Here is a 21,412-nt window from a genome sequence, read left to right as displayed (position 1 = left end):
TAAGAATTTATGGTGTCCCTGCAGGCGGTAACTCCACAGCAAGATGCGTTCGGTAGCGTAGACCCTGTTCAGCAACTGGCGAACGAGAATGCCAGAAAACTCGCGCTTATTCAGGCATTCGAGCAGCAGGGGCTTATCACTCATCAGAACGCACTTATGTTACGTGCTAGCGCTGACAAGGAATACGAGCAGGCGCGCATCGCTGCCCAGTGGGAGATCTTTCGCAACCAGAGCGCAGGCAATGAAGCGCTGGCGGCGTCATTTGATGCACTGGCCGGTAATGCGTCCAATGCCTTAACCGGCATCATTACTAGGAGCATGTCAGCTTCTGATGCTCTGCTATCGATCGACAATACTGTCCTGAACAGCCTCATCAATACTTTCGTCCAGATGGACGTTGAGTGGGTGATTTTGGTCTTGGGGCCATTTTCTACGCTGCACAAAATGCATGAAATATCGTTTTCAATGAAGTTGATGCTATAGGTTTTAATCACAAGAATGCTGGAGGATCGTGTGCTTCGTTTAGTGGTAGGTCTAGGGTTTCAGGATTATAGGTGGATCATATAACAGGAGTTACCCTGGTGAGGGAATGCAGCCACAAGCGGCTGTGGGGATTAACATCGGTGCTGATTGTGATTTCTATCACATAGATTGCCAGGACGTAACTGGGGCATCAGCATCATTCTCCATTGCTGCTAACTCTGCTGCATCAAAGAACAGGATTATTGTTCACAACCGAGGCCAGTTGGACACTCTATGCCTGTGGCGATAGAGGCACCTGGAACTAGCATTCTGAATAAATATCCATTCAAGTTATTGGTTTCTGTATCGTCATCAGGAATTTCAGTAAATGGTAACCCACTTAGTGGAATTACAACCACCGCGCTGTCTTTTAAACCAGGAAGTACGCTATCATGTGATGCGGCAACCCAGTACCTGGCAGCCTATCCAGAGTAGCACCTCGCGTTGCAAAACAATATTATTCAAGTAAAATGTGAGTCCTATAAAATTTAGGGCTCACATTATGGGATTTTACTTACTAACTGCATTGGTTCTGTGGATTTTATCAACGCCAAGAGTTATTGGAGGGATTGAATCTGGGGTTGGCTTACTATTTTCTACAGTAATAATATTTATATTCTTTGCATTCAGGTATGAGACTGGATTTGACTGGATGGTATACCAGCAGTATTTTAATGCTGTAAAGGCAAGTGATTTTATGGCGCTAACTGGAGAAACAGTTAGCATGGAGCCATTTTATTATCTTCTAAACTATATTATATCTCGTGCTGGTGATTTCCAGTTGCTTCTATTTGTTATTGCAACTATAAACATAATATGTGCATTCAAGTTTTTTAGATATTTCAACGCAAGCACAACGTTTTGCTTTGCATTCGTTTTTTGCTGGGCACTCCTTCCAATGTGGATGGGAACCATAAGGCAGTCACTGGCAGTATCAATGACAATGATTGCCATTATGAAACGGATTGATGATAAGAATAAATCGTCATTCATGTTTATGATGGTTGCCGTTCTATTTCAATACTCTGCTATAATGTATTCATTTATTTACTTTAATAGAGTATTCTCTTACTTAATAAAACGATCTTCAGTTTTTGTTCCAGCATTTTTTGCTTTCTATCTTATTTCACCTGCAGGAATTGGTCAGTTTGCTGTAAATTTTATATCATCTCTAGGTATACCTTTTATATCTAATAAATTATCAATATATGTAACATTTGGTGCATCCGAAAAGTCATTTGGCGCAATTCTTTTTGCTTTTACAAACTGTGTTTTATTCTTTTACTCTCGCAAGGTTGTAAACAGGAATGATTTATCTGGTAATATATTTTTATCAGCGCTTTTTGTGCTTATAGCAACGCAGACGTTGCTTTTTGACTTCGCTCTAATATGGAACAGGATATTATACATAACCGGCTTTATTCAGGCAGTGCTGGTGTACAAAATACTAAAAAATTTAATTATTAGAAACAGAATTATAGTTTATTTTTCTGTGGTAACTCTAAGCATGCTATCCGTTTACAAGTTGATGTCTACTGATGCATCGATACCGTTTGTTCCATACCAGAATTATATTGTATCAGATATGTTTTCAGAAAAAGGCGATGGTGAAAAACGAGCTCATCTGTACTATCAACTTTTCGAAGAAAATAACGGTAAGTGAGTTGAGACAAAAACGGGACACACAAAGCTTTGCATCGGTTTGCAAGGCTTTGTGTCACTTCCCTATGATACCTTCTCATCAAGCCAGTCAGCCCACCACTGCATCATTTCACATCGCGTATCCAGATATTCAGCGTGGTTATTCACAGAGCGGGTCCCACCACTTGCGTGTGCCAACTGCATTTCTATTGCGTCACTATTTCAGTGCTTCTCGTTTAGTACGGTGCTGAACTGGTGCCTGAATCCGTGGCCGCTTGTTTGTCCTTCATAGCCAATGCTGCGAATAACCCCAAGAACAGCGTTTTCGCTGATTGGCTTCTTCCTGTCGTTTCTTCCCGGGAAGCAAAGCGAATACTGACCAGTTATATGCTGCAATACTTTGAATAGCTCAACAACCTGATCTGACATAGGGATGATGTGAAGCCTGCGACCTTTCATTACCGATGGATCGATATGGATTATCTTGTTCTCATAATCTATTCCTGACCATGCCAGCGATCTCATTTCCACGGTCCGCATGGCTGTATAGTGCAATACCTGTGCTGCTATCTTCATTACAATCCAGCCGCCATAAGCATTCAGGGATCGCTGGAATTCATGTATGCGATGCATGGGAAGAAAGGGGTAGTTGTTCTTGCGATATCCCTTCATAGCCCCAGCAAGGTCTGGAGACGGATTGTATTTAGCTCTTCCAGTTACGATCGCATAACTGAAAACCTCACCACATCTGCGCCTGGCTTTATCAGCACGCTCCATTGCGCCCCTGTCCTCGAACAGCCGGATGACCTTCAACAAAGTCATTGGCTCGACTTCCTCCATGTGTAAATAACCGATGATCGGCAGTATGTCATCTGTGAACATGCTCATCATCTCGTCAGCATATCCTTTCGACCATACCTTTGATTTGTGAGCATGCCATTCATGGAAAATGTCATCGAACGAATCAGTTACAGCTTCTTTCTCTTTCTTCTTTATAGCTTGCTTTTGTTCTGCCGGGTCAACACCTGCCAGCAACTTCATTTTTGCTTCTGACTGTTTTGACCTGGCCTCTGTGAGAGGTATTTGCGGGTATGGCCCAATAACCAGCGTTTTTTCCTTACCGTCGAACCGGTAACGCATGCGCCACACCTTTTTACCTGACGGGGGAACGAACAGGAATAGTCCTCCGGCATCTGCCAGGCGATATGATTTTTCCGCAGGCTTTGCTGCGTCGATTTGCTTTACCGTAAGCATGCGGGCATAAATCCATGGTCATTTTTCTGTATGCCCACAATATGCCCGCAAAAGTTTGGCGTAGTTAATTCATGTTGAGTAATGTGTGGTAACGTCGAAATGTTTGTATGGCAGTGATATCAGGGATTTTGGTAATGAGAGGAAATGGCGGGTAACGAAGAAATGGTGTCCCCTGCATACATCGAATTTGCATGGCAGGGGATTGTATGGAAAGGGAATTTTCAGAAGTGTGTTTTATTTTACCCGCAATTTTACCCATCGAGGCGGCTTAAGAGCTTTTGTTTGAACTCGCAGTGTTCACTATATAGCCAGCGTGCGCGACCATGGATGAGTTTGCTTTTTGGCAGGGTGCCGTCTTTGATGCGGTCATAGATGAAGGTCTTTCCGAAACCAGTATCTGCCATGATGAATTTCAGATCAACCAGTGAATCGGGCTGTAATTGGTGTTGCATGGGTTTCATCTCCGGTTTGGAAATCGAACCTGGAAGTCAGGTAAAAAGAACGCCCTCACACTGGAGGGCAAATGGGGCATAACGTGGCAGTGCATTCGCACCCAATAGCCAGCTCATAACTGGCTATCAGTTGCGTCAACTCTGTTTGAGAATTTTATCCAGCAAATCATCAGCTGGTTCTGGTTCATTACATATCTCGGACTCTTCAAGAGCGTCACGAAAAGACGCTGCCACAATCTTCCCGCCCATAAATTCCATGCCAGCGCTAACTGGCGGCTCCTTGCCGTCCTCATACTCAAATACGAAAGTCATCTTTCCCATAATCTCTCCTCATGCCGCCCGCATAGCGCGGAGGCGTTTTAAGTGTTCTGCTGTTTCAAGTTCGGCGCGTATCTGTGCCGCCTCGTGTGGGTCGAGGTGCTCGAAATCGTTATTAAAGCGGTCGATAGAAGCTGTGTTGATCCGGCCCTGTCGCCAGTAGCGGACTATTTCTGATGTGACTGAGTGAATTATTACCGGCCACCCGGCATTGTCAGCGTATATCTGACCCCGTTGAATTAGCTGGAACATTGGCTGACTCCTGCATCATGAGGAAGACGATCATTGCGGCGCGGAGTGGGTTTTTATCGAATACTGGACATACTCCATTAGCGTCAACACGCCACTCTGTTAATTGGTCAAGAATGGATATCCTGTTTCTGATAATAATCGGCCATGCAACCGAGGCGTCATTGCAGTAGTTAAGTTGGAATCCATTCTGGTGCGTGACGAAAACAGAGCCATCTCTGTTCCTGAGTTCTGTTTCTGTTCCACGCCCCCAGCACCACCCTTTGCTTACATATTGACGATGACTTACCTCCTGCGCGTCGTCGGTATAAAAGCCTGATAAAATGAGTTGCTTGGTAACTAACTCATTGATTTCTTCGTCGCTCAGCTTGCTGTAATCCATCACATCCTCCCAATCTTCTTACGCAATTCCATCTCGCCCTGGCAACTGACACACATCGTGCATCCCGGATACGCTTTCCGGCGCGCATCCGGCAACTCCTCATCGCATTCCTCACAGTGCGTTGCTGATACTGCTGAGTGGTTGAGTCTGTGAGCCTGAATAGCATGGTCGCGCATCATCTCTTCGAGAGCGCTGGCCTGATCGATGATTTCTGATGTCATGCTCTAACCCACCCTTTACCGGTTACGTTTCTGATAACGCCTTTTTTTCGCAGAGACTGAAGTCTGCGGTCAACAAATCGGAACGGGTGACCACTTCCATCTTCTTCTGCTATTCGTTTCGATTCTTCCTCAACATCCCTGACAAAAATCTGGTGAAACGGAGTTGGATGACCGCCAATTTTATTCATGATTAATCGGTCTAATTTTTCATACTTGCTCATAATCAGTGCTCCATGAACTGTCGGTTAATTCGGTTGAAGGTGAACGCGAGAAAATAAAAAGGCCGACATAGCGACCTTGTGATTCGTTTGGTTAGCGTCATGCTGCGTCCTCAATCTGGTTTAAGCAGGGAGAATGCTGCCGCAGCCACGATTGGAACTTGTGCATTTCCAATGGCTCGGTACCTATCCACCCTAAAGGGAACCCCATCAACCAGGACTGGTTCTGGGGCGTAGGAATCCCAAACGCTATGGTGAAATTCCTTGCCGACTCCCACTTTTGCATCGATTCCGCGGAGTAGTTTGCTTTCGTCGTCGGTGTATGCAAGTAGCCAAAATCTTTCCCGTATGTGGTCTGCACCCATGTCTTTCGCGGAAAGATTAATTGCTTTGGCTTTGTAACCCATTGTAATGAGGTCTGTTGCGGCGATGGTGATTGCTTCTTTAGTGACGTTTTCTGCAAAGACAAATCTTGGCTTAACTTCACTAACGATTCTGCGCATTTCTGGCCACATACTCTTTGCAGTAATCCTTCCTCTTGATGCTTTGCTAAATGCCTGGCATGGAAATCCGCCAGAAACGACATCAACAATTCCTCGCCATGGCTTTCCGTCAAAACTGCACACGTCAGACCAAATCGGGAAAGGTCGGAGAATTCCATCATTTTGTCGTTGCGCGAGAACTTGTGCGGCGTAGGCATCACGTTCAACTGCGCAAACTGTTCGCCAGCCAAGGAGGTGTCCGCCGAGTATTCCTCCGCCAGCACCCGCAAACAGCGCAAGCTCATGCATACCGGCCTCCCGCATCTCTCTTTCTTCCCTTGGTCTTTTCTTTGGAATGCATCAGGGAGTGATCCGAGTGTTTCATCAGAAGTAGATTCTCCAGCCTGTTGTCTGTTTTTATTTCGTTGATGTGATGGACGCATTCCCATGCATGAAGCTGCCTCCCTATGTGAAGTTCCATGATCATCACATGCGCATGGATTTCCTTCCGGCCATTTGCATAAGGGTGTTTTGCTGCGTACATCCTGAGATAGCCATCCTTGGTTAATCTTTGCCTGTAGCTCTTCGACTGTGGACCTGTACTCTGACCACGACGGCCAGCACCGTTGTTCTTCTGCCGACATTGAATCGAGCAAATTCGCTGCTCTTTCCGTTTCGGTTTGAATTCTTTCTCGCAAACGCGACATATGCTCATCGGTAAATGCCTTTGAAAAGAGCCAACTCATTCACGCTGCCTCCGTTTTCATCACGTCAATTGCGCATCCTGGCAGCAACTGCACCGCAGGACCGTCGCACTGATTTCCCCATACATCGAAGCCATGCGATGACTGGCGCGCGAACAGTTCAATGCGCGGAACGTCACCAAGCAACTGAACCAATTTTTCTCGAACCAGATCAGGCTTGCGTGAGTTCTCCAGCCTCGGTGCGGTGACATGCTGGCAGATAGAAGCATCCATTCGTTCTGGTAACTTTCCGCGTACCGCAAACAGGCAGTCTTCACTATTCGCCCGGGTCATATGGCCCATTCCGATCGCGCTGTTTCCTTTGTGCTTATTCGTCTTGTGCCAGGTGAACCCCTTCATGGTCATCAGGCGGAATCCCCACGCCTCGACAACCTTCAACGCCTCAATTGGCTGAGTTGGCACCCACCACATAGCCAGCAGGCAGCTATCGGAAGCCAGATCCCACACTGGAAGGCGGCATATATCCTGAACATTCATCACCGGATATTTGAACCCGGAGCCACGCTCTCCGTCTGCTGCTTTGTCTCGGTATGTCCATGGCGGATCCGCATAAATAAGAGTGTATTTTCCGGTCATGAATCCTCCCTCTCAGGATCGTTAACATCCCATCCATTCCGCTCAATATTCACCTGCAGCTTCTTATCTCCGACCTCTTCGATACTCCGACCGGTAATCTCGGCTACTTCTGAGTTGGTGTAGCGCATGAGAATCGCTAACTCTTCCGTTGACCATTCACGCATAGTTAATCCTCCAGAGCGGGCCAGTGCGTCACGCTTGCTTCTGACTGAGTAAATGGAGCGACCGGTTGCCGTGGCTATCTCTTCCTCTGAGAACCGGCCAAAGAGATGAAGCTCGGCGGGTGTCCATGGTCTGCCGGTCATCTTTCTGATAAGTGGTGCACCGATGCGTGATGCCTTGCGAGTGATTGCCGATTCGGAACGATCAAGCTTTTCTGCGATAACATGAACCGGCATTGTTCTGCCAACTTCATGCAGGAACAGGTTTTCCCACGGTTGCCAAAGTTCTCTCATTGGTTCTCCTTCAGGCGATACACACAGCCGCCGATCGCTCCGTTTCCCCATTCCTCAGCGGTCAGGTGTTGTTGTATCTGGTCCAGCGCCGGGCCCGAGATGAATGTTTGTTGCATCTCTAAGTTAGGTGCCCATCCCTCGTAATATGGCTCGTGGTAATTGAGGGTGATTCCTTCTGAGTGGCTTAGTGCGCCTGCTGAAGTTTTCCATCTGTGGAACGCAGTGATATTGTTCCGCGCGTCCTTGCGCAGAATGCTGAGGATAGTTTCAGGAGTCATGGTGAATCGGCCCGTAGGCCGCCTACTTGTAGGTTGGTTATGCAGATTCAGTGTTAGGAGAGAAATCTAGCTTCCTGCTGTCGTAAACTTCTTTTGCTTTAGCCTGGTATTCGGTGCCACGAAGGGTTCTCCATGCTTCTTCGAAAAGAGGTTTCAGCGTCTCCATGTCTGGTGCATTTTCTGCATCAGAGACAAACTGCTTAAGTGCTTCTTCGTGTTGGTTGATTCCAGACTCAAGCCAGTCAAGCAAGCGCTTGCCAGTGTCTTCTCCAAGAATTACCGGATCCGAGTTTGAGAACAATTTGGTACGGTCCTTACTGGCAATCGCATGGTGAGTTTCATGCGCTATATCCAGTACCGTGGTGAACTCGTATTCAACGCCGTCACGCTGCTCTGACTTCATGCCAAGCTTGGCGACCTTCTTGCGGCCGTTCTCTTCTACCTGGGCTGTTTCAGTCTTGCTGCGCATGGTTGCGATGATGTGCATAGGCGAACGCAAAATTGCGTCGAGGAACAGACGATGTCGAGGGTTAATTTCGCTCCAGGCTGACCAGCTGTTGCCGCGGTATTTTGCCTTGGCTATTGTGTCTACCAATTCCAGGCATCCTCCGACACCTCCCCATTCGTGGGTGATACTGTCTAGTATCAGCGTTTCATACCCGGCATCTTCCGCTGACTTGATCGCCTCAATGAAGCGCTCCGGAGAGAAGGGCGGATCCAGTTCAAGTACGTCAAAGTCAGCGATATCTGAATAAAGTGAAGCGCTGCCTTTCTCTGTATCGATGAAAGCTACTTTCCCGCCAATGCCTTTTGCTACCAGCAATGCGCTATATGTTTTTCCAGATCCGCTTGGCCCGGTAAGTGCCAGCCGTAGCTTGGCTTTCTTTCTCATGGCTTTTTCGAATTTCATGATGTTTACCTTTTTAGAACGGGCATCCGCCCAAGAAATAACGCTGATTAAGAACCTCGATTCTCGACAAGTTCAGATGTGCTCTCATTCCATTGCGATCGCCTCTATAGCGATACCAGAGAGCTTTCTGTGTGCTGAGTCGTCGCTGCAATTGACTCTCTTTCACTGTTCTAGCGAGAGGCATAATCGGCTCCTGAAATTTGGTTGTGCGCTTCCCGTCTGCGATAGCCGGACGAGTAGGGGGAATGGTGTTGAAATTAGTGCTGGATAGGGTTGCCGCGTCCGTCGAGAAGGACGTCAATCACGCAGTCAGTGAGCCGGATAATCTCTGCATCGGTGTGTAGATACACCCATTTGCGCTCCTGAATGACTGCTGAGACGCGATAGGTGCGGCCCTCATGAAGCGCCATCATTCCAGGCATCACACACTGGCGAATCATTGGTGTCGTTCCGTAGTGTGAAATCATGATTTACCCTCCACCTGCTGCAATAACCCAGCAATGTGCATCTGCCATCGGTTCATTGTGATTTTCTCGCGAGGTTTATCGACTGATGATAGCTGCCACTCGTTGTCGTTGAGTTTTGATGCGTGGTACTGCTTGCCGTTGTGGGTGACTGTCATGATTCCTCCCTGGCGCGGAGCATTGCGTCAGCAATGTAATACGCATCTTCGGCTAATTCTTTGTACTGTGGTGATTCCGGTCCGCCTCCAAACGAATGCCCGTCCCATCTGCGCACAATTGCTGCCATAGCCTTCGCCGCGAAGTAATCGCGCAGAGTCATGCCAGGACCCGAGTATTTCGAGTCGTAGTTATCATCGCGAGTGGGAAAAGCCTGTTCGTATTCTTTGTTACTCATAATCATCTCCGCGCTTAAGCCGCGCCGCTGAGCTAAAGACCTCTGCATGCAATTTTCATCGCTGCAAGAAATTAAGCGGTGGATAGCCGCCATTCATAACTAAGCGTCCTCTGAGAAGCCGCTGAGGTATGAGTGCCCATGAAATGGCATGGGCTACCAGGCTTAGAAGTGTCTCTTCTACCCATCACCTGAAATGATGTGCGTCTGCGCCTGATTGACGCGATAGGCCGGTAGATTTAACGCAGTTATTGCTTCCTGAAGAACTGCGTTTCGGAGCTGTTTCACGGTTAAGCCAAACCGTTATCAGCAGAGACAGGATGAGCAGGCTTTGCATGCGCCTCCTGTTTAAATCGGTGTGATAATCCTCAATGTTGGTTTTCAGTCGTCACTGTTACCTGTTACATAAATCCTCCGATTCTGTATGCCGCGTTCGTGTTGGTGGCAGCGGCTAGCCGGGTGTTTGATAACAGAGCACCCTCGTGAAGGCGCTGTGGTATCAGCAATAAAAAACCCGCCGGAGCGGGTCATTCAGATACTGCTTTCAACTTATTCAGTAGGTTCGCTGCTGCCTCTGCATCAGACCTTGTGCAGCAGTCGAACACGGCATAACTTGGTCCGCCAATCTGCTTATAGACAGTCCAGAATTTCGCCTCTTCATCACTCACCCGCGCAACTTCACCATCGCGCTCAATCGCGCCATGAACGAAGTATTCATCCATACACTAACCCTCTGTATGCACCCATAAAAAAGGCCGCGTAGGCGACCTATTCGACATCTTTCACCAATTTGAAAATGCTTTGTCCGTTAATGCAGTCTTCCTTACCAGAACGGCGGCCATTTAGATGTCTCATCATTGAGCTGCCATCTTTCCATGCGTAAGTGACTTCAAGAAGAGTTCCATCTAATAGGCATTCATAAACCTGACCAATCTTTTTCATTGGATATGCACTTTTCATCGCCTTACCCTCTGTTTGTATCGTGAGCTAATAAAAAGGCCGCCTAACTGGCAGCCTGTTTTTTCTGAGCTTCAAGCTCTCTGGCAATCATCGCTGTGGTTATAATTGCCAACCGGTCAACGTATTTACCATCTTCTATGACAAGCGCCATTTCCTCCGGCCTAACCAGGCATTCAGCATCGAGTTTGCATCCTTTGCACCTATTGAACTGACCACACCATTGATTGGTGTCTACATTGGCGCTCATCCTTTTGCCCTTAACGCTTCCAGTTCGTGATTCCTAATATCTTCAATATGTTGTCTATTTTCTTCTGCAGTAATAACGTGAACATAAAACCCGTGTTCATCACTGGTATTTATTGTTCTAAATCCCGCCGAACGAATACCCTTCTGGACAGCGTGAGCCTTTTCTGCACCGCAAAAACCAAATGTTATTTTTGCCATTGCCTCACCTCATAAGTTAATTAACGCGCCGTGATCGATTTGCTACTGCGATGTCCCGCGGCGTACAAAGCCACATCCGGCAAGCAAGTTGATCCTGAATACTGATTTACCATCGTGGTGATGGTTACCACCTCTGAGCGCATCGCGGGCTTGCGTTTGCACTGCAACTGAACGCGTGACTCGGTAGGGCGGTGCAATGCCTCAGAGCTTGCCGTCACTTCGTTCTGTAACGCTGCACGACGCTCTCTGCGACGTCCTGATGCTGAACCGTTGAATGATGTTCTACGTGTCATGGTGATCTCCTGAATGAGCTTTGGTGGTGACGTGTCACGATGCTTATCTCCGTGATTGCTGTCTCGCAGCTGCAATTCACATCACCCCAAAGCACACTGCTTTGTTTTCAGGCTTTTCAGCCTCGTAGTCGAATGTTCGACGTTGTGTAAAGAGCATCACCGTCCTGGTGAGTAGTGCGTCCTGCTGATGGGTTAAATTTACAAGATAGTTTGTAATGTGTCTACAAGAAAGATTGTAATTTTGGGCGTGAAAAATGTATTTCATTGATATATATGAATAAATAGTTTGTATTAAATTTGTGTGGTCAGTCTTTGCAGGTACCAACAACATCGCCAACAAAGGTTTTTGTAGATGTCATCTTCTGCATTCCTGGGATGTTCATTACCTTCGTGTATAGTACTTTTTTATCTTTGGTTATTGACCAGGTCTCCACTGTGATACCGCCTCCAGCCTGGAATGCACCCATCATGGTATTTTCTGAAAGTGCGGCATAAGACATGTCAGGAACATAACCATCCCTTACATTGTATACCGATGCTTTGTCTCCATTGATTGATACCTGAAACACTCCATCACCAATCCCATCCTTATCAAATTTGTACTCGTCACCGCTGAATGCTCCATATCCTTGCATGTTTGCTATTACCCAGCACTGGGCCTGAGAGTTTAACGATATTAAAAGCAGGGGTATTGATAATAATAGTTTCATAATTTCCTTTAAATTAATTTAACTCTCGCCTCAACAACAACACCAAGGACTTTGCAGTTTCCATTAATTTCCATAATGGGCCAACTTGGATTAAGGCCTCTTAATATTTTCCTGCCATGCTCTATGATTAATTTCTTGAATGTAACTTCATTCCTGTCTATTAGCTTGGCAATAACAAGGTCTCCGCTCTTTGGTTCTCTTCCTGTATCTACCAGCACTAAGTGACCCTCTGGGATGCTCAGCCCCGCAGGGGATGTCATAGACTCGCCTTCAACTCTAAGCCAGAACCCATCGCCAAGTATTTTCATGTCTGAGTCATACCATTCTTCAATATCTTTTATATTGTATGGCTCGCATGCCTCAGCCCACGCTCCAGCTTTTACAAAGCTAATTAAAGGATATTTCCCTCGAGGTTTATTTTCTTCAACATAAGTTATATTTGGATCTTCACCTCCATTTAATAACCAATCAATTGGCACCTTCAGAGCGTCAGCAAGCTCTGGCAGATATCTTGGCCTTTTAGTTTTTCCATTTTCTAACTGCTCTATAGCCTGTTGAGAAGTCTTAGCCATCAAGGCCAGTTCCGTCTGCGTTAGCCCTAGAGCCTCACGCTTTGATTTAACTCTCGTCGCAATGCTCATTTTTTCACCTCATCTTAACCTCCCATGTTTACAAGAAATCCTGTAATTGACAAACAAGAAAGTTTGTATAAGAATACAAGAAAGTTTGTTGAAGGAGGCAATATGCAAACTCTATCAGAACGCCTCAAGAAGAAGCGGGTATCCATGAAGATGACCCAGACTGAACTGGCTACCAAAGCAGGTGTAAAGCAACAGTCTATTCAGCTTATCGAAGCTGGAGTCACAAAGCGACCACGTTTCTTGTTTGAGATTGCTTTAGCGTTAAATTGCGACCCTGTGTGGCTGCAATACGGCACTAAAAACGGCAAAGCAGCATAGCAACACCGCTCTTTTCACAATGGCCGTCCGGCCTACGTAGCTGAAAAGCTAACTTCAAAAAAAACAACAAACATGGCTCTGCGTGTCTGCGCATGGCCTTTTAACTATTTAACACACTAGGAATTATCACAGATGGATGACTTAACGAAACGCAACAAAACCAGCGCTCGCAACATTGAGAGTTGGATTCTAAACCGCATCGCCATTCTAGGAACTACTCAGGTCGCTGCGCATCTTGGCGTAAACAAATCATCGGTAACGCAGTGGAAGAAACACTACATACCGCGCATGGCTGCATTACTCGAATTCATCGGTTACTCGATTACTGACGACGACATTTCACGTGTGGTTGTGGGATTGGCTGACTTGCTGGAAGAGAGGGGATTGGGAAAGAAAAAACGCCCTGCGGTAACAGAGCGTTCTGATCAGATAACCATGAAATTCTAGCCGAATAACTGGATCAATTCACAGGAGTAATTATGCCTAAGAAAACTCGTTTTTACCAGGCGTCAGTACATAAAAATATTGCTCGTGACCGGTTCATCAAATCCTGTAACCCGGCTGTCGGTACAAAGCTGAGAGCCATCCTGGAAGAATTCAAACGTAAGGAGAACGGTCATGAGTAGCCTAGCAACAGTTACACCAATCAGGCCGATTCTGGCGGCCGTGGAGCGTCAGGTGGCAGATCTCGATGATGGTTACGCCAGGCTATCAAACATGCTCCTTGAGGCTTATTCAGGCGCTGATCTGACCAAGCGACATTTTAAAGTGCTGCTTGCCATTCTGCGCAAAACCTACGGTTGGAATAAGCCAATGGACAGAATAAGCGATTCGCAACTTAGCGAGATAACAAAGTTGCCAGTCAAGCGGTGCAATGAAGCCAAGTTAGAACTCGTCAGAATGAACGTGATCAAGCAGCAAGGCGGCATGTTCGGACCTAATAAAAACATCTCAGAATGGTGCATCCCTCAAAGTGAGGGGAAATCCCCTAAAACGAGGGAGAAAACATCCCTCAAAATGAGGGAGCTGTATCCCTCAAAACAGGGGGACACAAAAGACACTATTCAAAAGAAAGAAAAACAAGATCCCCCTAAATCCCCCGAGGGGGAAAACATGCTCGCTCAGGAAGTGATGGATTACTTCAACGAGCTGACCAAAAGCCGCTGCTCAAAACTGGCGCCATTTGAAAAAGTTCTCTCCACCGTGAAAAGCAAAGGTGAGTGCTACACAGCTGAAGAGCTGAAGCTGGTTATCAGATGGGCTCATGTGAACTGGAAGCACAGCATCAAGCCGGAGAACGTTTGCCGCATGACACGCTTCGATGGCTACCTGTCAGACGCTTTGCTTTGGGCTGATGAGCAAGGCAGCAACCCGGCGGCATGCCCCCACAACGAAATAATCTCTCTCTGGAATGACAAATTCCCGGCTAAAGCGGTTTCACAGCATGAGTGGAACCGGCGCCGACCTGCCTACCGAGATCTTGAGGCGGTATGGAATGGCAAGACGAGCCAGGGTAACTGGCGAGAGCTGAAACATATGAGCAGGGCATTCGACCTGATCGGAAAGTCATCACTGTTCACCAACAAGCAGGGTGAATCCTGGCTGACTCTGGACTGGATACTCAATCCGAAGAACTGGGGTTCAGTCTACGAGCAAGCCATCAACGAACACCGCCAGCGCAAGGGAGTTACTGCATGAGCCGTTTTATCGATCTCTACGCAGAGAAGTCAGTCATCGGTGGAATCATGCTGGCAGCCAGCAAGCCGGAAGGTGCTGATGCAGCTACAGATGCTATCGAGGGAATGGGTGAGGAACATTTCACCGTAAGGCCTCACAAGCTGATTCTTGGCGCCTACAAGCGACTTAACGAAGCAGGAACGCCAATTGACCTGTTGACGCTTACTGATGAGCTTGAACGAACTGGTAATCTGGCAGAGGCCGGAGGATTTGCCTACCTGGCTGAATGCAGCAAAGACACGCCGTCATACGCCAACCTGTCGGCATACTGCGAGAAGCTTCGTGAATTAGCTACCGGGCGCCGGATGGCGTTAATCCTCCAGGCCAGCCTACAGAAACTATCAGAGCCAACATCTGACTCACTGAGCGACATCATCGGCGCCATTCAGGCCGACGTATCAGGGATTGAATGCCAGGACGAAAGCGGAACAGAGCACATCACCACCGGAATCGACATGTCCCTGGAGACCATCCAGTCGATCATCAGTGGTGATATCTGGAAGCACAAAACAGAGCTTGGAATGGCAACCATCGACAATGCGTTCGGCGGGTTCAACAACACGGATTTCATCGTGGTAGGTGGGCGCCCTGGAATGGGTAAAACCATGTTCAGCACCACAGTAACCGAGACAGTAGGCCTGAAAAATAAAAAGCCGGTCCTGTTCTTCAGTCTGGAAATGCCAGTGGAGCAGATATCCGAGCGCGTCGCTTTCCACCGGGCCCGAGTGAGCAAAGAGGATTTGCTCAGCAAGCAGAGCGGCGTGATGGATGGCGCCTGGGGTAAGGTTGGTCACTGCATGAAAGACTTCATCGACTCACCAATTTACATCAACGACAAAAGCTCTCTCAGCGTCCATCAGGTACGCGCAGAGGCACGTCGCATGCACAAGAAACTTGGCGGACTCGGTGTGGTTATCGTCGATTACCTCCAGAAGATGCGCATGTCAGATCCGGAGAACATGAACCGCAGTGTCGGGGAGATAGCTACCGGCCTAAAGAACCTGGCTAAAGAGTTGCGATGCCCGGTAATCGCTTTGGCGCAGCTCAACCGAAATCTTGAGCAGAGAGCCAACAAGCGCCCGGTTGCGGCAGACCTACGAGAATCCGGCGTAATTGAGCAGGAAGCAGACGTAATTTTCATGGTGTACCGGGATGAGAAATACAACCCGAACACCGAACTGAAAGGCATCACGGAAATTATCTGCGTCAAATCTCGCCACGCTCCCGGCGCCGAAAAAACCTATCACTTCAGCAGTCGCTATTCCGGTCTGGATCCGGTGGCGTTTACGCATAACGAACAACAGGAAATCGACAATGACTATGAGTGCTAATGACGAAGGGTTGAATACTCGCGAGGTAATCGAAAAGCATTACCCGGAGTTCCCTGAAACTATCCTCCACGCCGAACTATGCCGGGCATGTGCTCGCGTAGATGGTCGAAGCATCAAGCAGTCCCTTAAGGCCTTTGCATTGGCACGTATCGAAAAGGTTGAGAGCAAGCCACTTAAAGGCGCACTGGAGCAGATGGCATACAGCATGTTTCCAGAGACAGAGATAGCCCGCATACGCGCTTGTGTAGGTCGCATGGAGTCGGCACTGGTTAAGACATTCGGAGTGAAGCGAGCATGACTGAACCTTACATAGCAGAGCTATCTGCAAGCGTGGCCGTGATAGTCGGCCTTTTTTATGCCCGGAGGAAATGGTGAAAGTTGAGATGACGCATGATTTTAGCGACAGGACTGACCATCCAAGGAAAGGCTCCAAACTGGATGTTATGGACATCATTTATTCGGATGGCGAGGTTGAATATTACGAATGCAAGTGGGGTGATTCCATTCTGGAAATTTATCCCTATGAATGCAAATTAGTTTAACAGGCCTGCTTAGCTGGCCTTTTTTATGAGGGTAGGATTATGACTAGCAGAGAAAAATTTGAAGCTTGGTGCAAGACGGTCATGAGTGATGATGCTGATTTCCACATGGAGTGGGGCATGTATGCAAACTTAAATATCAGAACCAGATGGGAAGCATGGAAAGCATCGGAATCAGCATCAGAGCAAAAACTCACTGACATGGCAGTACAGCTCGCTAACGCCGAGAGCAAGTGCAGGGAGCTACAGCGTGACAATGATTCACTTGAAGCTGTAGCAGTTTCTATGCGTGACGATATGCGGGATGCACGTGAAAATCTGGAAGAACTGGATAATGCCCTCTGCGAACTCCTACCCGGCACTCAGTACATGGACCCGCCAGATGGTGGCAGCGTTACACCACTGGAGCAGGTACGCCGGATGGTTGCTGACTATCGGGAGAGGATTGAAGAACTGGAATCGCGGACGGTGAGAATTTCGCGCCCTAAAATTGGTCGCCTTCACGGCGCACTTCTTCACCTTTGGTCGGAATACGATGTTCAGTCTGCAGTTGAGCATGCAGGTATAAAATTTAAGGTTGAGGACTAACCCATGACAACTAACAACCACCCGGCGCACGGTCCTGTATCACTAGATCGCCTGCACCAGATAAGCGAAATACTCAGCAAAGCAGCAGCACAAAGCGACGGCGGTAATCTCGGCTACGCAATGGCTGATGCTGTGAAGGTGATTAATTCGGCTATTGCGGCGTTTGGTGCTGCGCCAGCTCAGCTTCATCTTCCAGTACAGCACTGGGAGGAATTGTGTCGTCAGAATCCCGACATGAGCATTGGTGATGCCATCATTAGAGCTGCTTGGTGGAACCACTGCGCCGCCGCTCTTCAGGGTACCGAACATGTAAGTAATTGTGATGAGTTACCTCTGGACTATCTGCAAGGGCACAAAGACGGGTTGGAGTGGGCTGCACAACTGGCAGAGGCCAATCATCCGCAAACAGGTGACTGGTTGTACGATGACCCAATCGAGCTTGCTAGGGCGATTCGCAAAGGTCCTGATATGCCTGAATTTAAGTCAGTATCTGTTGATGAGGATGATAACTTCTACTCGTGGTTTGGCAGGTTCTGGTATGAAAATTATCAGAAGAATAATTACACAACATCTGCAAAACAGATGCTTGGTACGATGGCTGAATTTGCCTATAGGGCAGGTAGAGAGTCGGCAGCGCTGGCTGGCAACTCTCCGGTAGCTCCGGGTTGTTGGATTCCGGTAAGTGAGCGGATGCCGGAACGCGATGTTGATGTGCAGGTTTACTGCGCTGATAAGAAAGAGCAGATGGTTGGCTACATGGAACGAAATGAAACAGAGGGATGGTTTAGGTTTGCATCGCTTCCGAATGGTGGTGGCGTTTATTGCAAACCAACTCACTGGATGTCACTGCCAGCAGCACCACAACAAGAAGATAATTGATTCCTATCAATTACATTAAGTATCAAAAGAAGTCCGTCAAAACTATATTATAATATTGAAATATAAGGAATTTATATTTTTATATGTGTTGTGTTGTGAAAAATCGCTGATATTATTCATAGGGAGGGTTAATAAAAAAAAGGAGTGGTTATGTCGGCATTTATTCTGTTTGATAAAAACGATAATACAGTGGTGACGGATTTGTCATACGCCGTTGAAATTCTCGGTGTTGTTTATTACAGACCGGAGGGTATTTTTGAAAGAAACGGAAGTGCTGATCGAGATTACCATCGTTTTTATACAATTCAATGTAGCTTGGATGGTGTCACAATCGCATTCGCCGGAGAGAAGCCAACTCAGGAAGAGATAGATGATGCTATAAGGAATGCGAGAATTACCCATCCATGGAAATTCACCCGACACTGATTGATGTATAATCCCTCTCAAAGCATCGAGGGGGATTAATCATGTCTGGTCATAACATCGCAGCAAAATCGAAAGAAGAGCAGGACAAGGTTAACGTCGACCTGGCTGCCAGTGGCGTAGCGTACAAAGAGCGCCTGAACATGCCAGTTATCGCTGAGCAGGTAGCCCGCGAGCAGCCAGAGAATCTTCGTGAATACTTCATGGAGCGTGTTCGCTACTACCGCGAGCAAAGTATGACACTGCCGAAAGCGTCCGATCCGCGTTATCTGGATATGGCTGCCCAGAACGAGAAGAAGTAATGGGATGTCTCATAGTTGGCGGCGTCAAGTTTACACTCTGGCAGAAGGTGAGTCATATCCTGACCCGCATGCTGATAACCGGTATGTAGGCGCGTATGCCGTATTTCCGTTCGAGGGAAAGTGGGTGGCTCAGAAGTATTTCAGGGGAGGGCACTGGAGAGATATCACCGAGCACCGGTTTAACACTGAAAACGAGGCGTTCAACTTCACTTACGAATACGCGTTTCTCCCGGAAAACCGCTACAAATATTAATCCACGCAACGTCAAGCAACATTACTCACCCTCAAAATTAGTGTTATAATTATGTCGCAGTCGGATTGAGCACCCGGCTGTGACCTCTGCATCTGATTGGGAAATTAGATGCGAAACACAAAGAGTGCGACCTACCATATCCCGTCAGCGTTATCTAATGCTGAGGTTTTTCTGCATTCTGCGTTACCTCTCGGAGGTGGCGTATGAATATCCCAGAGCAGGGTATCAAGCTGCATGCTGGCAACTTCGCCGCCATCGGTCAGCACCTGCAACCATATCTCAATGACGGCCAATGCTATCGCCTCCAGTTAAAGCCATGGAGAGAGAAGCGTAGCCTTAGTCAAAATGCGCTTAGCCATATGTGGTACACGGAAATCAGCGAATACCTGATTAAATCCGGCCGCACTGACGCTACCCCTGAGTGGGTCAAGCGCAACCTCAAAAAGACATACCTCGGCTGTGAGGAAGTCACCTACACCGATTTCATCACCGGTGCCAAAGAAACCACCTGGGAACCTCGCCACACGTCTCAACTCGATACCGGAGAGATGCATATCTTCCTGTGCAAAGTCGAGGCGTGGTGCGCTCAGTTTGGTCTGGCTCTGACCATCCCAAGCAACTGCGAATTTCAGCAACTCCGTGAACAACAAGACCAGTAAGGAAAGCATATGGCACTCAAAAGAGACAAATACGACACCATTTTTTCTGAGCTGGTTCGCGAACGCGCTAACTGGTGCTGTGAAAGTTGTGGTCGTGATTTCAGCAATAACCGCGCATCGCTTCATTGTTCGCACATCAACGGACGCCGCCACACAGCTACACGTTGGCATCCACTTAACGCGCTGGCCCATTGCGTAGGTTGTCATCGGCGATTAGGTGAAGAGCCGATCCAGTTTGCCCGTCATGCCGAATACGAATATGGCGTGATGACCATTGAGCAGGTATCCCGCGCCGCGCTGCACCCAATGAAGATTAAGCCGTGGCAGAAGGAAGAACTTTATCAGCACTACAAGCAGGAGTTAGTGCGACTCAAGCAATTGCGAATTACTGGCGTATTAGGTCGCATCGAGTTTACCGCACCTGACTGGTATCAGCAGAGCATCACTTTGCGTATGGGGGAGGCTGCATGACATTCGAATCCTACTTTGCTGATCACCTTCGTCTGCGCTGGAATCGGTTACGCATCTACCGTCGCCCTGGTTCATTTGCTACGGACTACCGAATTTTACGCAATTACATCAGCCGCTATAAACCATCAGGAGCAGAAGCATGAATACTCAATACCTGCAGTTTGTACGCGAGCAGCTCATTGTAGCGACGACTGATCTGAGTGGAGCTACGAAAGGCCAACTGGTAGCGTTTGCCGAGAATGCTATGTTTGAAGCGACTCCGCGCAGCCGATCTCGCCTGAAGGTGGTTAATCCTGCTAACGGTCGCCTGATGAATCCAACCAGCCCACCAATTCCCGGGCAGCAATCACGCGCAAAAGGTTCATCTATAGCACTGGTGCAACCGGTTGAGTATTCAACGGCATCATGGCGTCGTGCAGTACTGTCGCTCGATGAGCATCAGAGAGCATGGCTTCTCTGGAACTACAGCGAGAATGTGCGATGGGAAAATCAGGTTTCGATCACTCAATGGGCATGGACAGAGTTTAAAGCCTCCCTTGGCACAAAGAAGGTAGCAGGGAAGACGCTGGATAGGCTGAAGGCCCTTATCTGGTTAGCGGCGCAGGACGTTAAAGCAGAACTGGCAGGGCGCGAAACTTACGAATACCAGCAACTTGCAGAGCTTGTTGGCGTCACACCAAAGAACTGGTCTGAGACATTTACCGATCGATGGCTGGAGATGAAACGTACATTCATGCGTCTTGATAGCAGCGCTTTATTGCAAGTAACGCGATCACGTTCACAACAAAAGGCGACAAATTTAGATGTAAGTCTTGCAAAACTGGATTGAAAAGCATATATTTCATATAAATCTGATATCGTCGCCATAGCTTTGGTTGTCGACCTAATTACACAAAAGAGCCCCGGTTAATCGCTGGGGCTTTTTCGTATCTGGATACCTACCAGGACCATAAGAGCGAAAGCTCAACGCACCACCCTCATATTGCCAGCATCGCCGCTGGCTTTTTTAAAGCGCATTACCACCAAGAACCAGACCCAACCAACTCATTGCTGAATATCTGTGGCTACGGTGGTCTAGTGCGCTTCAAAAAAGAAAACCCGCGCAATGGCGGGCTTCGTGAAAATGGGTGGCAGGAGACTGCGATAACAGCCTCCTGCCTGATCTGCCCACGCCTTAAATCGCGAGCAAACCACGTTACCGATCAAAGTATCCTGGATTTGTTCAATCGACCATCATCCCTATTCCTAATTTGAACAGATCCCCATCCTCTTGGGGGTAGAGCATGT

General features: G+C 47.7%; 36 protein-coding genes and 2 pseudogenes. 15 read left to right on the top strand and 23 right to left on the bottom strand.

Features of this window, described 5'->3' with window-relative positions; all coding sequences use genetic code 11:
• Positions 1 to 21: 21 nt before the first annotated feature.
• Together OGX83_RS17210 and OGX83_RS17205 are read left to right on the top strand one after the other, a co-directional pair.
• Positions 22 to 408 (top strand): annotated as a pseudogene (locus OGX83_RS17210) (tail protein (tape measure)); the annotation flags it as partial.
• A 616-nt stretch (positions 409 to 1,024) separates the two neighbouring features.
• Positions 1,025 to 2,185, top strand: coding sequence for an EpsG family protein (locus OGX83_RS17205; RefSeq protein WP_081364666.1), 1,161 nt, complete (start codon positions 1,025 to 1,027; stop codon positions 2,183 to 2,185).
• A 62-nt stretch (positions 2,186 to 2,247) separates the two neighbouring features.
• Here OGX83_RS17205 and OGX83_RS17200 read toward each other — a convergent pair.
• From OGX83_RS17200 to OGX83_RS17095, 23 genes and pseudogenes are all read right to left on the bottom strand, one after another.
• Positions 2,248 to 3,417, bottom strand: a pseudogene (locus tag OGX83_RS17200) (tyrosine-type recombinase/integrase).
• Between the two features lie 251 nt (positions 3,418 to 3,668).
• A complete protein-coding gene (locus OGX83_RS17195) occupies positions 3,669 to 3,869 on the bottom strand; it encodes a helix-turn-helix transcriptional regulator (protein WP_023294204.1) in 201 nt (66 codons plus the stop codon).
• 135 nt (positions 3,870 to 4,004) lie between these two features.
• Complete coding sequence (locus OGX83_RS17190) at positions 4,005 to 4,190, bottom strand: hypothetical protein (protein ID WP_286549709.1); 186 nt, start codon at positions 4,188 to 4,190, stop codon at positions 4,005 to 4,007.
• Positions 4,191 to 4,199: 9 nt separating this feature from the next.
• The gene (locus OGX83_RS17185; protein ID WP_101700634.1) at positions 4,200 to 4,439 is read right to left on the bottom strand and encodes a DUF4222 domain-containing protein; all 240 of its coding nucleotides are present in this window, start codon (positions 4,437 to 4,439) and stop codon (positions 4,200 to 4,202) included.
• Positions 4,402 to 4,818 carry a phage protein NinX family protein gene (locus tag OGX83_RS17180; protein WP_286588712.1) on the bottom strand — a complete coding sequence of 139 codons (417 nt, stop codon included), beginning with the start codon at positions 4,816 to 4,818 and terminating at the stop codon, positions 4,402 to 4,404. Before OGX83_RS17180 ends, OGX83_RS17185 begins: the two co-directional genes overlap by 38 nt.
• Entirely contained in the window at positions 4,818 to 5,039 is a 222-nt protein-coding gene (locus OGX83_RS17175; protein WP_286588710.1) for a TraR/DksA family transcriptional regulator, read from the bottom strand. The genes OGX83_RS17180 and OGX83_RS17175 overlap by 1 nt, the downstream gene beginning before the upstream one ends.
• Positions 5,036 to 5,260: a hypothetical protein gene (locus OGX83_RS17170; protein WP_286588708.1), complete on the bottom strand. Its 225-nt coding sequence runs from the start codon at positions 5,258 to 5,260 to the stop codon at positions 5,036 to 5,038. The genes OGX83_RS17175 and OGX83_RS17170 overlap by 4 nt, the downstream gene beginning before the upstream one ends.
• Positions 5,261 to 5,370: 110 nt before the next feature.
• Complete coding sequence (locus tag OGX83_RS17165; protein WP_286588707.1) at positions 5,371 to 6,048, bottom strand: DNA cytosine methyltransferase; 678 nt, start codon at positions 6,046 to 6,048, stop codon at positions 5,371 to 5,373.
• Positions 6,041 to 6,226, bottom strand: a complete 186-nt coding sequence (locus OGX83_RS22810; protein WP_353622197.1) for an HNH endonuclease — start codon at positions 6,224 to 6,226, stop codon at positions 6,041 to 6,043. The genes OGX83_RS17165 and OGX83_RS22810 overlap by 8 nt, the downstream gene beginning before the upstream one ends.
• A 259-nt stretch (positions 6,227 to 6,485) precedes the next feature.
• Positions 6,486 to 7,079, bottom strand: coding sequence for an MT-A70 family methyltransferase (locus OGX83_RS17160; protein ID WP_286588706.1), 594 nt, complete (start codon positions 7,077 to 7,079; stop codon positions 6,486 to 6,488).
• A complete protein-coding gene (locus tag OGX83_RS17155; RefSeq protein ID WP_286588814.1) occupies positions 7,076 to 7,534 on the bottom strand; it encodes a hypothetical protein in 459 nt (152 codons plus the stop codon). Before OGX83_RS17155 ends, OGX83_RS17160 begins: the two co-directional genes overlap by 4 nt.
• Positions 7,531 to 7,812, bottom strand: a complete 282-nt coding sequence (locus tag OGX83_RS17150) for a hypothetical protein (RefSeq protein WP_286588705.1) — start codon at positions 7,810 to 7,812, stop codon at positions 7,531 to 7,533. The genes OGX83_RS17155 and OGX83_RS17150 overlap by 4 nt, the downstream gene beginning before the upstream one ends.
• A gap of 37 nt (positions 7,813 to 7,849) precedes the next feature.
• Positions 7,850 to 8,722 (bottom strand): ATP-binding protein, encoded by an 873-nt coding sequence (locus OGX83_RS17145; RefSeq protein ID WP_286588704.1) that lies wholly within the window; start codon positions 8,720 to 8,722, stop codon positions 7,850 to 7,852.
• A gap of 257 nt (positions 8,723 to 8,979) precedes the next feature.
• Positions 8,980 to 9,189 carry a cell division protein FtsZ gene (locus OGX83_RS17140; protein ID WP_128611476.1) on the bottom strand — a complete coding sequence of 70 codons (210 nt, stop codon included), beginning with the start codon at positions 9,187 to 9,189 and terminating at the stop codon, positions 8,980 to 8,982.
• A complete protein-coding gene (locus OGX83_RS17135; protein ID WP_167789655.1) occupies positions 9,186 to 9,344 on the bottom strand; it encodes a hypothetical protein in 159 nt (52 codons plus the stop codon). Before OGX83_RS17135 ends, OGX83_RS17140 begins: the two co-directional genes overlap by 4 nt.
• A complete protein-coding gene (locus tag OGX83_RS17130; protein ID WP_286588703.1) occupies positions 9,341 to 9,580 on the bottom strand; it encodes a hypothetical protein in 240 nt (79 codons plus the stop codon). Before OGX83_RS17130 ends, OGX83_RS17135 begins: the two co-directional genes overlap by 4 nt.
• Before the next feature lie 524 nt (positions 9,581 to 10,104).
• Entirely contained in the window at positions 10,105 to 10,299 is a 195-nt protein-coding gene (locus OGX83_RS17125) for a hypothetical protein (RefSeq protein ID WP_286588702.1), read from the bottom strand.
• Between the two features lie 46 nt (positions 10,300 to 10,345).
• On the bottom strand, positions 10,346 to 10,537 hold the full coding sequence (locus tag OGX83_RS17120; protein ID WP_286588701.1) for a hypothetical protein: 192 nt from the start codon (positions 10,535 to 10,537) through the stop codon (positions 10,346 to 10,348).
• Positions 10,538 to 10,580: 43 nt separating this feature from the next.
• Positions 10,581 to 10,784: an antirestriction Ral family protein gene (locus OGX83_RS17115; protein WP_286588700.1), complete on the bottom strand. Its 204-nt coding sequence runs from the start codon at positions 10,782 to 10,784 to the stop codon at positions 10,581 to 10,583.
• Positions 10,781 to 10,981, bottom strand: a complete 201-nt coding sequence (locus OGX83_RS17110; RefSeq protein WP_286588699.1) for a hypothetical protein — start codon at positions 10,979 to 10,981, stop codon at positions 10,781 to 10,783. Before OGX83_RS17110 ends, OGX83_RS17115 begins: the two co-directional genes overlap by 4 nt.
• Positions 10,982 to 11,001: 20 nt before the next feature.
• Complete coding sequence (locus OGX83_RS17105; RefSeq protein WP_286588698.1) at positions 11,002 to 11,274, bottom strand: transcriptional antitermination N peptide; 273 nt, start codon at positions 11,272 to 11,274, stop codon at positions 11,002 to 11,004.
• A gap of 305 nt (positions 11,275 to 11,579) precedes the next feature.
• Positions 11,580 to 11,984, bottom strand: a complete 405-nt coding sequence (locus OGX83_RS17100) for a hypothetical protein (protein WP_286588697.1) — start codon at positions 11,982 to 11,984, stop codon at positions 11,580 to 11,582.
• Positions 11,985 to 11,992: 8 nt separating this feature from the next.
• Positions 11,993 to 12,625 (bottom strand): LexA family protein, encoded by a 633-nt coding sequence (locus tag OGX83_RS17095; protein WP_286588696.1) that lies wholly within the window; start codon positions 12,623 to 12,625, stop codon positions 11,993 to 11,995.
• A 102-nt stretch (positions 12,626 to 12,727) separates the two neighbouring features.
• Between OGX83_RS17095 and OGX83_RS17090 the strand changes: the two genes are divergently transcribed.
• The 13 genes from OGX83_RS17090 to OGX83_RS17030 all read left to right on the top strand — a co-directional run bounded on the left by OGX83_RS17090 (position 12,728) and on the right by OGX83_RS17030 (position 20,954).
• The gene (locus tag OGX83_RS17090) at positions 12,728 to 12,943 is read left to right on the top strand and encodes a helix-turn-helix domain-containing protein (protein ID WP_208743903.1); all 216 of its coding nucleotides are present in this window, start codon (positions 12,728 to 12,730) and stop codon (positions 12,941 to 12,943) included.
• 132 nt (positions 12,944 to 13,075) lie between these two features.
• Complete coding sequence (locus tag OGX83_RS17085; protein WP_286588693.1) at positions 13,076 to 13,390, top strand: CII family transcriptional regulator; 315 nt, start codon at positions 13,076 to 13,078, stop codon at positions 13,388 to 13,390.
• Positions 13,391 to 13,422: 32 nt separating this feature from the next.
• Positions 13,423 to 13,569, top strand: a complete 147-nt coding sequence (locus OGX83_RS17080; protein WP_133085964.1) for a DUF2740 family protein — start codon at positions 13,423 to 13,425, stop codon at positions 13,567 to 13,569.
• Positions 13,562 to 14,641 (top strand): replication protein, encoded by a 1,080-nt coding sequence (locus tag OGX83_RS17075; protein ID WP_286588691.1) that lies wholly within the window; start codon positions 13,562 to 13,564, stop codon positions 14,639 to 14,641. Before OGX83_RS17080 ends, OGX83_RS17075 begins: the two co-directional genes overlap by 8 nt.
• On the top strand, positions 14,638 to 16,011 hold the full coding sequence (locus OGX83_RS17070; RefSeq protein ID WP_286588689.1) for a replicative DNA helicase: 1,374 nt from the start codon (positions 14,638 to 14,640) through the stop codon (positions 16,009 to 16,011). Before OGX83_RS17075 ends, OGX83_RS17070 begins: the two co-directional genes overlap by 4 nt.
• A 581-nt stretch (positions 16,012 to 16,592) precedes the next feature.
• Positions 16,593 to 17,138: a phiTE_015 family protein gene (locus tag OGX83_RS17065; RefSeq protein WP_286588688.1), complete on the top strand. Its 546-nt coding sequence runs from the start codon at positions 16,593 to 16,595 to the stop codon at positions 17,136 to 17,138.
• A 3-nt stretch (positions 17,139 to 17,141) separates the two neighbouring features.
• Positions 17,142 to 18,017, top strand: coding sequence for a DUF551 domain-containing protein (locus OGX83_RS17060; RefSeq protein WP_286588686.1), 876 nt, complete (start codon positions 17,142 to 17,144; stop codon positions 18,015 to 18,017).
• A gap of 150 nt (positions 18,018 to 18,167) precedes the next feature.
• Positions 18,168 to 18,443, top strand: coding sequence for a hypothetical protein (locus OGX83_RS17055; protein ID WP_267454418.1), 276 nt, complete (start codon positions 18,168 to 18,170; stop codon positions 18,441 to 18,443).
• Positions 18,444 to 18,484: 41 nt separating this feature from the next.
• Positions 18,485 to 18,742 carry a DNA polymerase III subunit theta gene (locus OGX83_RS17050; protein WP_286588682.1) on the top strand — a complete coding sequence of 86 codons (258 nt, stop codon included), beginning with the start codon at positions 18,485 to 18,487 and terminating at the stop codon, positions 18,740 to 18,742.
• Between the two features lie 456 nt (positions 18,743 to 19,198).
• Complete coding sequence (locus OGX83_RS17045; RefSeq protein WP_278085696.1) at positions 19,199 to 19,654, top strand: YbcN family protein; 456 nt, start codon at positions 19,199 to 19,201, stop codon at positions 19,652 to 19,654.
• A 9-nt stretch (positions 19,655 to 19,663) separates the two neighbouring features.
• Positions 19,664 to 20,125, top strand: a complete 462-nt coding sequence (locus OGX83_RS17040) for a hypothetical protein (protein ID WP_286588681.1) — start codon at positions 19,664 to 19,666, stop codon at positions 20,123 to 20,125.
• Positions 20,122 to 20,268 carry a YlcG family protein gene (locus tag OGX83_RS17035; protein WP_286588679.1) on the top strand — a complete coding sequence of 49 codons (147 nt, stop codon included), beginning with the start codon at positions 20,122 to 20,124 and terminating at the stop codon, positions 20,266 to 20,268. The genes OGX83_RS17040 and OGX83_RS17035 overlap by 4 nt, the downstream gene beginning before the upstream one ends.
• Positions 20,265 to 20,954: a bacteriophage antitermination protein Q gene (locus OGX83_RS17030; protein ID WP_286588676.1), complete on the top strand. Its 690-nt coding sequence runs from the start codon at positions 20,265 to 20,267 to the stop codon at positions 20,952 to 20,954. The genes OGX83_RS17035 and OGX83_RS17030 overlap by 4 nt, the downstream gene beginning before the upstream one ends.
• The last annotated feature ends 458 nt before the right edge of the window (positions 20,955 to 21,412 follow it).

Origin of the sequence: Citrobacter sp. Cpo074 (assembly GCF_030332745.1) — a bacterium.
GTDB classification, from domain to species: domain Bacteria; phylum Pseudomonadota; class Gammaproteobacteria; order Enterobacterales; family Enterobacteriaceae; genus Citrobacter; species Citrobacter portucalensis.
The sequence above is the reverse complement of the archived record's forward strand: the minus strand, read 5'-3'. Positions and strand labels throughout refer to the sequence as shown.